Source organism: Achromobacter sp. JD-1, assembly GCF_038594925.1.
Taxonomy (GTDB): Bacteria; Pseudomonadota; Gammaproteobacteria; order Burkholderiales; family Burkholderiaceae_B; genus Achromobacter; species Achromobacter spanius_C.
In genome coordinates, this window is the sequence record NZ_JBCGCS010000038.1 from 8800 (window position 1) to 21310 (window position 12511).

General features: G+C 54.0%; 8 protein-coding genes. 7 read left to right on the forward strand and 1 reads right to left on the reverse strand.

Annotated features, from left to right (window positions below):
* Positions 1-382 precede the first annotated feature (382 nt).
* The 7 genes from WBR68_RS30315 (at position 383) to WBR68_RS30345 (ending at position 9499) form a co-directional block, all read left to right on the forward strand.
* Entirely contained in the window at positions 383-1237 is an 855-nt protein-coding gene (locus WBR68_RS30315; protein WP_230696128.1) for a hypothetical protein, read from the forward strand.
* 138 nt (positions 1238-1375) lie between these two features.
* A complete protein-coding gene (locus tag WBR68_RS30320) occupies positions 1376-2620 on the forward strand; it encodes an abortive infection family protein (RefSeq protein WP_230696129.1) in 1245 nt (414 codons plus the stop codon).
* Between the two features lie 213 nt (positions 2621-2833).
* Positions 2834-4240 carry an FRG domain-containing protein gene (locus tag WBR68_RS30325; RefSeq protein WP_230696130.1) on the forward strand — a complete coding sequence of 469 codons (1407 nt, stop codon included), beginning with the start codon at positions 2834-2836 and terminating at the stop codon, positions 4238-4240.
* 85 nt (positions 4241-4325) lie between these two features.
* Complete coding sequence (locus tag WBR68_RS30330) at positions 4326-4712, forward strand: hypothetical protein (RefSeq protein ID WP_230696131.1); 387 nt, start codon at positions 4326-4328, stop codon at positions 4710-4712.
* Between the two features lie 196 nt (positions 4713-4908).
* Complete coding sequence (locus WBR68_RS30335; RefSeq protein WP_230696132.1) at positions 4909-7371, forward strand: YecA family protein; 2463 nt, start codon at positions 4909-4911, stop codon at positions 7369-7371.
* Between the two features lie 599 nt (positions 7372-7970).
* Positions 7971-8453 (forward strand): OsmC family protein, encoded by a 483-nt coding sequence (locus WBR68_RS30340; RefSeq protein WP_230696143.1) that lies wholly within the window; start codon positions 7971-7973, stop codon positions 8451-8453.
* Positions 8454-8656: 203 nt separating this feature from the next.
* Complete coding sequence (locus WBR68_RS30345; protein WP_230696133.1) at positions 8657-9499, forward strand: DUF4062 domain-containing protein; 843 nt, start codon at positions 8657-8659, stop codon at positions 9497-9499.
* A gap of 191 nt (positions 9500-9690) precedes the next feature.
* On the opposite strand, the gene WBR68_RS30350 is transcribed toward WBR68_RS30345, so the two are convergent.
* Complete coding sequence (locus WBR68_RS30350) at positions 9691-12108, reverse strand: hypothetical protein (RefSeq protein ID WP_230696134.1); 2418 nt, start codon at positions 12106-12108, stop codon at positions 9691-9693.
* Positions 12109-12511 lie beyond the last annotated feature (403 nt).

Consider the following 12511-nt stretch of genomic DNA (forward strand, 5'->3'; position numbering starts at 1 on the left):
TCGGGCGGTCGCGAAGCGATCATCCACATATCCACGGGTCCGGATAAACGTGTTTTGAATGGGGTGTTTAGCGGCTAAACAGACCGAAAGGTCTGCAATCGGCCATGAACAGTCATTCGGACCAAACGAAATTGGGACATTCAGGTGACCGTTCGTCCTCGGAGGCGATCGCTGAGCAGAGGCTCGCGAGCGGGCTCTGTTAGGCCTCATGCACAATTTGGTAGACTCGGAGCCGCCTTGCCGACTAACGCGAAGACGCGCTGGCAGCGATCACCTCCTTCGAACTGAACCGACTAAATTAATGATAATCGCCAAAGGCTGATTTCATATTCGGTCTCGCCGTCAATGCAAGGATTTCCGAATAATCTCGAGGACAAGTAAATTGCTCAACTTCGATAAATCGTGGCGTTTTAAAAGCCCGGGGCCTATCCCGCCAGGCGTTGTCCGTGCTTTCTACGATCTGATCGAAAGAATTGCGGCGCAGGGTGATGTGAGGAGCGCGGTTGAGCAATGCAAAAGCCGCTTCGGCGGGAATGGTCGAAGCAGCAGCCTGGATTGGGCCTGGAGTGATCTATCTCGGGTCATGGATAGCTCGGCTGAAAATGCGCCTGTGTTCATAGAGGCTTTTTGGAATTGCTGCGAAGACCTCGAACAGTCCGGCTTAGGAGTACCAGACGTCCAAATTGTCAATGCCATCCTGGCGGAACATGATGCGGGCTATGAAATTCAACCGCCTGCTTTAATCGCAATGCGCGCGTATACACCGATTACTGTTCCGCGTCAGGCGCCGTCGTTGGATGAGCAGGCCCGCGCGCTTATTGACGAGTGCTTGGCAGAATCCGAACGGCTGCTCGATGCAGGCCAGGGTCGGCGTGCGGTCCAAGAAATTCTCTTCCTTCTGGAATCGATCACGACAGCATTTCGCGGCTTGGGTGAGGACACGGTAACGATTCAGGGGAAGTATTTCGGGCCTATCATTAACGAAATGAAAAAGCGGGAGCGAGGCAAAGCACAGGAAAATATTATGACCTGGATGACGACCTTGCACGGCTATCTTTCATCGCCGACAGGCGGAGGTGTCCGTCACGGAACTGATCTCAAGGAGGGCATCGCGATCCAGCCGCACGAAGCGCGTCTGTACTGCAACCTCACGCGCAGCTATCTCACCTTTTTGCTGGAAGAGCACGACCAACAGTCCAAGGGCGCGTCTTCGAAGCCTTGGGGCGCTGAGAAGTAACCGTACCTCTAGTTTTGACCTGTACGGAGATTCCGAGGGCACGTCAAGTCCCGACGGGTGCCGAAATTGGACATTAAAACGGGTACGTAGGCTAAGCTTCGATTGCTCTCATTTGACACAGATATATAGGATAGCCCCTTGGAGAACTCCGCAATTGAGGAAACGCTAGCAACTGTGCACGCCCTTCTCAGTTCCGAGGGGATGTTCGAAGCCGCCTCTCTCGTTCGAAACTACCCTGCGCGTGCGGAGCAAACCGGTTACGACAACTGGAACGGTGGCACGGAAATTTGGGAGATACAGATATCCGTACCTGCGAGAGAATTCGCTCGACTTGGAGCGAGGCGTCCTCAACTTGAAGAGCAAATCTCAGCGCGTATCAAGACAGTTTTGGAGTCAGAAACACAAGACTGGTACACAGCAAAGATTCTTCCTCAACGCGAACAGCGCAAGGATTGGCGTACCGATAACCTGGGCATTCCACGCGAGGTAAGGACCAACATTTTGGATGGTCTGAGATTGGAGCGCGTAGCATGGAATGGCGCCCTCGATGACGTCGAGTTCCTGAGCCGGCTCTATGACTTGCAAGCACTACCCTCGCACGATAGTCGATTCAAAGATGCAGCAGGGGATATTTGGCAGCACCGATTCAACAACGACGACTGGGATCAGGACTGGATCTTCTCGGATGAGCGATTCGGCCTCAAAGACGGTTCGACGGAGCAGTTCCTCCGGTTTCTTTGTGAAGTGGTCCATCCGGTTGTCCGCCCCGACCGTGAAGAGGCCGTGAAGCTCGTCTCCCATTTCAATGAGCAGTTGCGGCAAATTGGATGGGAGATTTATGAGATTGAACAGATTGCAGGTCGACCGCGGTTTTCATTCGCCGAACTGACACACCATGGAGGCCATGCTGTCCTTCGGGCCAGGAACGTGGCTGACGCTCTGAATGCTGGCTGGATGGCTAAGGAGATTGAGCGTCTTGAGAATGGAATTGACCGTGATCCAGCTCTGGCTATTGGGACCGCCAAAGAGCTAGTTGAAACTTGCTGCAAGACAATTCTCACCAAGCGTGGCGTTGCTTTCACAAAGTCCGAAGACCTTGGGGAACTGACCAAGAGGCTGACCAAGGAATTGCAGTTGGTGCCCGAGGGCATCTCCGATGAGGCAAAAGGCGCGGAGAACATTAAGCTGATACTCCGTAACCTGACCCAGCTAACAAACAACCTTGCACAACTGCGCGGGCTGTATGGAACTGGTCATGGTCGGGATGGAAATCATCGTGGTCTTCAGCCGCGACACGCACGGCTTGCGGTTGCATCCGCAGTCGCATTCATTGACTTCGTCTCAGAGACGTACCGGCAGCGTGAAAGCACAAAGACCAAGTAGCTCGTACTCCTGCTGTCTAAGCGGCAGTACGCCCGGATTGCCAAGGCAGGCGCCCACTGGGCCTTGTCGACACAATGGCGAACGCAATGAGCCTGGACATTTCCAACTTGTCCACTCATCCTCTCTTCAACAGAGCGAAATGAAAATATAAGTGCTGGCAAGACTGTGCTGCGATGTTGCTCTACGCAAGAAAGAACGGGACAAGGACACATAGTGCAAAGCTTCAATTACATCTCTTTCGGAAACTGGGAGTACCTCGCGGAGAAGGGCAATGAGATCACAATGGGCCGCGGGCGCATGTTCGAATACACGCCACCCGATATCGAGAAGCGGCTTGAAAGCCTGGATTCCGCGGCGATCGCTTTTCTCGAAAAGTTGCCGACCTTCTTGTGTAGCGAGATCAAGCAAGCTAGAGACGGCGTCTCGATGTTTATCAAATACGGTCGAATTTCCCACACTACGCCCGGCCCGAAGGAAGTCTCCACCGTTTTCAACACATTGATCGACTTCGGTGAGGTCGAGTTCGGCGACATCAACGCAGCCCGGATGTTATTTGGTGCGGATCGATTCCAGCTTCACCGCACTCACTGGGCCGTCCGTGAGGGCGACCCGCAGATGGTGCTGCAACGATTGGCCACTATCAATCCCGCCCTTGCTCATCTCGTCGTGACGCGTGAGACGCCCCGCGCCGATGATGCAACGGTCCAGCCTCCCCCACGCGACAAAAAAATCCTTGGCGTAGCCGAGAGTGTGGAGTCCTTCCTTCAATTGCTCTACGGCTCGCCGGGAAAAGTCGCGACCGAAGCTTTCTTCCGAGGTCATAGTGATGCCCATTATGAGCTGACGCCGTCACTGCTGCGCAAATGGGAAAATGGCGATTGGCAGTTCATGCCGAGAGAGGACCGACTCTGCAAGGAACTACTAATTGCGCATCACGATGAGTTTCAAGGTGATCAGTATTGCTTTGACCGTCTCGTGCGCATGCAGCACTACGGATTACCAACAAGACTGCTTGACATCTCGAGCAATCCCCTGGTGGCGCTTTTCTTTGCCTGCTCTTGCAGAGCGGACCAAGCGGGACTTGACGGTGAGGTCATCGTCTTCCAAGTCGTGGCGGAATTGGTGAAATACTATGACTCAGACACCGTCAGTTGCCTTTCAAATCTATCTAACCTCACATATGCACAGAAGAATGGCATCGATCTTGGCCTCGATAAAGATGCATTTAATGTAACGGACGTCGCAAAGAAACTGCTCCACCATATCAAGGCGGAGAAGGGATTTTTCGAAGGGCGGATTGTGCCGGACGATCTAAGGTCTATCATCTGCGTGAAGGCAAAACGCACGAATACGCGCATCAAGTCGCAGTCCGGCGCATTCCTGCTGTTCGGGCACGAGGCTGCGCTTCCTGATGCCGGCCAAGATGGGATTGAAATTACCCGGGTCACGATCCGGAACAAGGCACACATTCTTGAACAGCTTGATCGAATTAACATCAACGCCACAACTGTTTATCCGAGCATCGACCAAACTGCCGTTCATTTGCGGGATCAATATCAGTCGCCACGACCTGGCAAAACGGACCCTGTTGCGGCGGCCAACAGCTTTCCAGAATCCTGACGCGACGGTTGCCACGTGTAGTCAAGCCACTTGTAGCTACTGCGAATAGTTCAAGGAACAGAGCGATGTCCGCTTGGGGTCGGATATGGGCATCAATGAGGGACCGATTACGGCCATAAAGCTCTCGGTCAATATTTGTCCTTGCCGGACCGTTTCTGGCACACCGCTGCCGAACGGCTGCTCAGGGTCGGAAACCGGCATCCGTGTGGGTCTGCTTCCAGCCGATTCTGTTGAAAAACTCCTCCATTTGTCGTTCGCCCATATTCTTGAGCGTGCTTCACTCCTTGCCCCGGATGAGATCGTTGATCCTGGGTCGATCTGCGAGGTCGAATTTTCGATCTCGGCGCGACGACGTGCTGACATCGAGTTTTTCAACAGAATCGGCCATGTTCAGTCATTCGTTCGCTCAAATCGAACGACCGTTTTCACTTCGAAAACGGTGGTCGTGGCGGGCGGCGAGTATTCGCCTTAGTGCATTTTAGTGCTCTCAAGCTCGTCTCCAGTTACCATCACCGCGGCCTCGGTATACTTAAATTCCTTCCGCTTTGCGGAACCACAACTCTCCTGGAAACCGCAGTCTTTTAGATCTAGCGTACGCGGCGATGTATCCAACATTACATCAACCAATCTGAACAACGGTCCAACAAGCACGGAGCGACGTTTAAAAAATGGGAAAGCATAACAAGCGCCCTCGCAAAACCAAGCGAGCATTTCCGGACGAAGCATTCTCCAACGGCCTGTTCCAAGTCGCCCGGTTTGGGAAGCATGTCATGCTGACATCTAACTGGACTAAAGAGCAACATGCACAGGTCCTTGCAAAATTGTCGGCCCGGTACGCCAGTGTTGTTCAGGAGATAGACGACCTTGTCAGGCGGATCGTCTCTATGGTGGGTGTTCTGCCGCCAGATCAACTATTGACTCGGGCTTGGTGGGAGCAGGTCATGTCTAGCCGACACATTCAGGTCGAGGTGGACGTAACGCAAGATGATGCTATTGCCTTACGGATGATCGACTATGTGCAAAGCATTATCGCGGCGGCTCCACGGGGCGAAGCTCAAAAGAGTGAGCTATCCGACGAGGATTGGAACGATCTTCGAAGCGACGTCGCCGCACTTTTCGAAAAATTGAATATCGAGTATCCAAGCTGCGCGACGGCTCATCGAAATGCGACCGGGACAGTGTACGACGATGCAATGGAGGAGTTCTTCGTTCGCGCCCAGATGCATTGGTGTAACGTTCGGGGCGACTACTATCAGGTACATCAAGTCGACGCCATCGCGGATTTGCTGAGAAACCAGTCAAAACTGATCGAAGCAGCATATGGGATCCCGTCGGACTATCTTGTGGCGGAACTCAAAAAGATTTGGCAGTCGTTGATTTTTGGCCTTCATGAGGCAATGACTTCGATGTTCAGTTCGTACACCGAAGTCATGACGGAGATCGAACGGATGATCGAGAAGAACGAGGCCGACATGGAGTCTCAAAATTTAGGTGATTTTATTCTTGCGACCGCTGAACGTCTGGGCCATAGCGGCACTTTGAGTCGAAGCGCTGGCGTGCTCGGGAATATGGATCTCTTCGACCTTCGAAAGGTTACAGATTTGCCAGTTGCCTTTCTCGACGATTTCTCGTGGGCGCCGGGCCAAGATACGGATTTTCTTGCCGATGGCGACTTCAGTGGCTGGCCGCTCCGGATTCAGCCGATATTCCGACGACCGTTTCTGAAATTCAACGGTACGTTCTACTGCTTCGAACTTCATTCGCTTTTTGACCACTTTTATCGCCAGCTAGAAAAACGGATATTTCAGCAATCAGAGGCTGAAAAACAGGAGTGGATCCGGAATCGGAAGGAAATATCGGAAAACCTACCGGTGGATTATTTCAGCCGACTGCTGCCAGGGGCGACCATACTTCGTGAAATCTACTATCCAGTCGTCTCGGAATCTGGCAGCGCAAAGAATCTAGCTGAAGCCGATTGCGTCATCACTTACGACGACCACCTGTTTGTTATTGAGGTGAAGGCCGGTGCTTTCACTTACACGTCACCTGCCAATGACCTTCCTGCGTACGTCAAGTCGTTGGAAGCACTTGTTGGTGCGCCAAGCAAGCAAGGGCAGCGGTTTCTGAAATATTTGGAAAGTGCCGACGAGGTCGACGTCTTCGACGCCAAACGTCGGCCAGTCGGCAAGCTACGCAAGAACGATTTTCGTTGCAAGACCATTTGCGCAGTCACGCTCGACTCGTTTACCGAACTCGCAGCTCAGGCCCAGCATCTGCGTAAAATTGGAGTTGACGTTGGCGAGGTGCCAGTCTGGCCCCTTTCGCTGTCAGACCTGCGTGTGTACGGCGACATCTTCGTCGGCCCACTCGATTTCCTACACTTTGTCGAGCAGCGCATGCGTGCCGCGCTGTCTGACAAACTTCAGCTTGACGATGAACTGGACCACCTCGGGCTCTACCTTGACCACAACAACTACACGATGCACGCCGACGATCTTTCGAATACAGCGGCGCGATTGAGCTTCAACGGCTATCGTTCTGCGATCGACGCGTACTTCTCAGCGAAGCTTACGGGAGCCGATGAACCAACGTTGCCAACGCAAAAAGTTCCCCCTCGACTCAGAGAGCTTATCGATTTCCTAGCGAAGCAAAGCCAGTCCCACCGCTCGCGAATCGCGAGCTACCTGCTCGATCTTGCTGGGGATTTGAGGTCGGACTTGAGCAAATGGATTGATGAAGAGCTAGCGGAGATCCCCAAACGCGGCCGCTGTTTGCCCTTGTCGACGGCCGGTGACGTCCGATTGACGATATTTGTAAACATCGAAGGGGCGGACGAGCTGAGGCACGAAATGACCACTGCACACGCGCAGGCCGTCATGACTGCCACTGGCGAATCGGACCGTGTTCTGCTTGAGTTGGTGTACGGTCCCAACGGGCCCATTCGAGCCTCGATGTCGACCGTCTCGTTGAAGGGACTTTCTCGTGAACGCCTGGAACAACTGAGAAAGGCCGCGGCCACTTTGAAAGAGAAACGCTTGGCGCGATCCGTCGCAAATTATGGCAAAGTCGGTCGCAATGAGCTTTGCCCGTGCGGAAGCGGCAAGAAGTTCAAGCGCTGCTGCATTGCCTAGCCCGTGAGCGGTCGGAAGACCTAGCCATCTCGACATCCATTGGCCATCGTGTGCTTCAAAGCGGCCATGGAAGTAGCCGAGATCGAGTGACGGAAATGGTTCGGAATCGGTCTATCCCCTTCTGTCCGATCTGGATTGTAGGGTCGAATGACGCGTTTCTTGTTAACGCTCGCCACCTCCCGCCCGTGTGCCGTGCTCCAGCGCTCGTGCGAACTTGCGCATAAGACTCACTAGACCCGAGATGCTTTCGCCAGGGCGATTACCCCGCGCCAGACGCTCGCGGGCCTGGTCAATCCGATCAATCACGGCCTTGCCTTTGGAGGACACCACCGCTTTGAATGACCGCCAGCTTATATTTGGCATAAGCCAGATCACGCACGGTTCGCGCGGAACGCCGAGCCTGACCGATTTTCTGACTACCAAGCTGCTGCCTTCAATTTGCGGCCGCTAGTGCGGTGCGCCATATGACGGTTTTGAATAACGTGAAAATTCGCATGCTGAAACGAGATGTAGTGAAGCAGCCGAATTTCCGCTACGCTTGGCGCCGTACCCGCAGGACCGCCATGTGGACGGGTCTGCATTTTTGTTTCCAGGCGATCATGACAATAGCGAAAGGCAAACACCAATACCGCGTTACGGTGAACTGGACTGGAAACTCCGGCACAGGCACATCCAGCTATAAGGCGTACTCGCGCAACTATGTGATCCAGGCCGCTGACAAACCCGATATGCTCGGTTCCTCCGACCCGGCTTTTCGGGGAGACTCAGCTCGATGGAATCCTGAAGACATGTTGGTAGCCTCGTTGTCGGCCTGCCACAAGCTCTGGTATCTACATTTTTGCGCGGTCGAGGGCGTGAGGGTAGAAGCCTACCGTGATGAAGCCGAGGGAGTCATGGTCGAAGATCCCGAGCGTGGTGGTGCATTCACTCTCGTCACCCTGCGCCCCGAAGTTACCATCCGCGCTGGTGACGACGTAGCGCTGGCTGCCAAATTACATGAGCGCGCGCACCATTTCTGCTTCATCGCCAATTCAGTGAATTTTCCGATTCGATGCGAACCTCGCATCGTATGCGCGCCATAGCTTCCGTCTCCGACAAGGCGGCCTACCGTGGCCTTGGTCCGCCTGCGGCCAAGAGCCGCCATTTAAGCTTCTTCTCATAGATGCCATTTTTAAAGAAATTCTTGTTGTCAGTATGGCGAGCTACCATCTGCCCGTACTATCATTGAAAACACGGATTAATGGATTCATTGAATAACTGTTATGTTCGTCTCAAAGGGAGCTTGATGAGCTACGTCGCAAAGGCATACAACGTGATGATCGCCTCGCCGGGGGATGTCGGCTCCGAAAGAGCCATCGTTCGTGACGTCATCTACGAGTGGAACGCGGTTCACTCAAATTCTCGGAAAGTCGTTCTGCTTCCGATTGGCTGGGAAACTCATTCATCGCCTGAAATGGGAGCATCTGCTCAGACCATCATCAATAACCAAGTCCTAGACAAATGTGATCTCCTGGTCGGAGTTTTCTGGACCAGAATTGGCACAGCAACTGACGACTACGCGAGCGGGACGGTGGAAGAGATTGAGCGCCATATCGACACGGGAAAGCCGACCATGCTGTATTTCTCAAGCCAACCGGTTGCAATGGATACGGTCGACCTAGATCAGGTTGCGAAGCTGAAGAGCTTTAAAGAATCATGTCGTAATCGAGGCTTATATGAGAGCTACGACAGCCATGCAGATTTCAGAACAAAGTTCTATCGGCAGCTTCAGTTGAAGCTAAATGAGCACTCTCTTTTTTTGACTGATCTCGGTGAGGTCAACAGCAACTCAGTCGAAGAATCGAAGACTAAAATTCCCGAAATATCTGCTGAAGCACGAGTCCTGCTCAAGGAAGCAAGCTTGGACGATCATGGGAGCATCCTGTATCTCCGATACATAGGCGGCACCGATATCCAGACAAACGGAAAGAATGTAATCCCATCGGGCGAGCGGCGCGAGGTAGCAAAGTGGGAACAAGCGCTGAATGAGCTTGTTGCATTGAATCTTGTTGTTGAGCGCGGTCAGAAGGGGGAGTTTTTTGAACTCACAAACCTTGGTTATCAAATTGCAGAGATGATTGCGCTGTAAATCTAATCATTCGGGCCGACCGACTTCGGCGAGAGATCAGTTAAACCGGTGATACCATCTTTCCCGAGTTAGCAACTACACAGCTGTCATTAACTGGCAAAGAAACAGAGGTTTGATGTATCCCCGCCGGCGAGCGGTCGCTTGCCGGCCAAGAGCGGTATCTCGCGAAAAACACCTAGCAGGTAGGCGGCCTAGCCCTCACTCTTCTTCTCGCGCGCTCGCCTGCGTCGTTCAAACGCTGTTTGCCAGTCTTCTTGCCACGGTGGCAGCCCGAGGTATATCTGCTGGCTGGCGTTGCAGTGCTCCATAAGCGAATGTACGTTCTGGAATCGCTTCTGCAGTTCCTCATTCCAGCAGAACGGCGGGCTCTCCCATGTCAACAACTCTGCACCCGTTAGAATCAGCACGGGATTCACGGGTCGCTCCGCCTTCCAATACTTACGCCCGAACTTTGCGAGCCGAGTGAGTGCCGCAATCTCATCCTGGGTGAGGCTCTCACGCAGCGTACTAAAAACCAGGATCGCCCCGGGGAAAGTCTCAGCGAGGTAACGCATGCGCTGAAAATCCTTGGTCTTGAAAAGACCATAGCTCTTGCATTCGCCGAACAAGATGCCAGCGGTGTCATCGCCATAGCTCCCGTCTCGCCAGAACATGGCAAGGTCAGCCTCAAGGCTCACCTTGCCCGGCGCTGTCGCCTCAAAACTCGGGACGGAGGTGCTCCGACGAGATGAGGATATGCGTCCGGCAAGAGCCTCCAACGTCAGCAGGACCGAGAACGCGCCGTCCGCAAAATTTGGCACGCTGAATGGACCGGCTGTCCGATAAAACCAGCCGCTTCGCCCCTGGTCAATATTCCCCGCGGCGCGAAACGTGTTCAAGCACTTAGGGCAATCGAACTCCTCCTTCAACGTCGTGATGGCAAACCAGCTGTTCCGCTGGCAATTGGGACACTTCGTCTGCAGGCCAATCTTGAAAATACCCTTCTGAACAAACCATTCGTAGCGATTAATGTTCAGCTTTCTCTTGACCTCGGCTACGGAGGCCTCTCGCTCAGCGACTACCCTACCATCCTTCTGCGCACCGTCCCTGCTGACAGTTCCGCCGTTCATATGCTCGATCAGCGCAAGAACATCTTTGTCTGCGAGCATGCTGACAACGCCGCCGAGGCGCTTGTAAATTTGCTTGGCAAGAATTCCTGGACTCGAGAGCTTCGCTTCCCAGCCGCGATCCTTCAGCCAGGCGAAAAAGATTGTCTCTGACTCTAGTGCCTTGCGCGACTCACCCGACGCGCTGCGGACGATCCTGACTAGGCCATGGCGCCCTACACGCCACTCGCCAAGACGGGTGTAGCCGGTGATCGCATGTAGGAGATGATTACCCTCAACTTTTGGATAGACCTCCGCCAGATGCTCGTCAGCGCCGTAGAGGCGTAAGTCGAACTCGTTCGCGCATCGGCCATGGCTCCAAAACCAGTTTTCGCGGCCAAACGACGGGATCAGAGATTTGAGCCGAATCGACGGGCCTTTCTCTCCCGCGATGTCGATGGTTTCGTTATCTTCCCCATAAACGTCGGCAACGCCGCCATCCTTGCCTCGAGCCCATTCGTCCCACATCCTTGGATACCAATGCTGAAGGGACACCCGTTGCGTCGCGGGTCCCTGCTGGCCGTTCGATGATGGTAGCGCCAGGGATTTCGCAAACGACTGCATCTCATCCATCGTGCTATGACGGCTTCGAACCAAGCTGGCGACATCGAAGCCACGACCACCCGTCCCCCAAGGACGACGATGCTCCTCGAGAAACTCAACAACGATCTGTTTGAAGGACTCCTCATCGAGGAACTGTTTCGGCAGCGGTAGCACCGAACGTCCTGAGGCCCTGAGGTTCCAAAAATCGATCACATCCTCAATATTCGAGGCGTCCATGAAGAAGACTACGGCGTTTCCATGAAAACTGCTCCTTCCGCGCACGTGCGTCGCCCATTGAGTAAAACGTCTTGGAAAGATCACGTCCCCGCCAGTCAACTCGCGGAACCTGTCCACGCGCACATCCGGCTTCGAAAGATCCAACGCGTCCGCAAACTCCCTGTCAATAGCTTCGGCAATGTTCGCTGGATATTCGCCGAAAACGCTGGCCCAGAACAGACCAAACGCCTTTGGTATGACGGGAACAATGGCCTTGAGGGGGTATTTCGCCTTGAATTTGAAGTGCTCTCGGTAGATGTCAAATAGAATATCGAGCACCCCAATCCCATAAGCGGGCTCGGTCGCGTCTTTATCTTGATCGCTGCGCCAAAGATCCTGCGGCTTGAGGACCTTCAGCTTTGAGTCGAGGAGGTATTTGGGGAGTTCCTTTCCGAACTGGACCAGGATGTCTGGATCAAATCCATCGAGATATCCCTTCACTACGCTCTCCGCCGGAGGTGCCTTCAGCGGTCCATTTCGCCAACTGGCAGGCATGCGTTTGTGCACGGGAATGATTGGAAAGAACATCCCGCCCCACTGAGTGCAGGCCAAGCGGATGGCTTCGCGCACCTGTGAGGCACTGTTCGGGTCGACCATGAGCGCCAACTTAAGCGGCCGGACTTTGATATCTGCGGAACCGAGCACTTTTTCTCCTCTGCTTTTCTCCCTGATTCAGTTTAGCTGGTCATACCTCGTGCCCGTCCCTATTGATTGGGGGGCCGGGACGAACACAGCCCATCAGTTCGATTCGTTTGGCCAGTGGAGCCTCGAAGCTGTTTCTTAGTCAAATCCCTTGACTTCAGGCCGGCTTTGGGTGGCAGCTCGAGTTAGATGAGCGTCCCATTCGGGTCGACAGCGGCCGGCTACAAATACTGCCTATCGCCCGCGCCTCTCGGGACCCGATCTGTCCGCGGGCTGTTGTCGGCGGACAGTAGCCGCAGCTTTGACGACTCACCCGTTTGGCTTTGCTTCTGCGGAACGACGCGCGGCATCACCTACGGGGTCTGATTTGAAGTTATTTATCTTATGGCGGCTTGATGGGATGGGG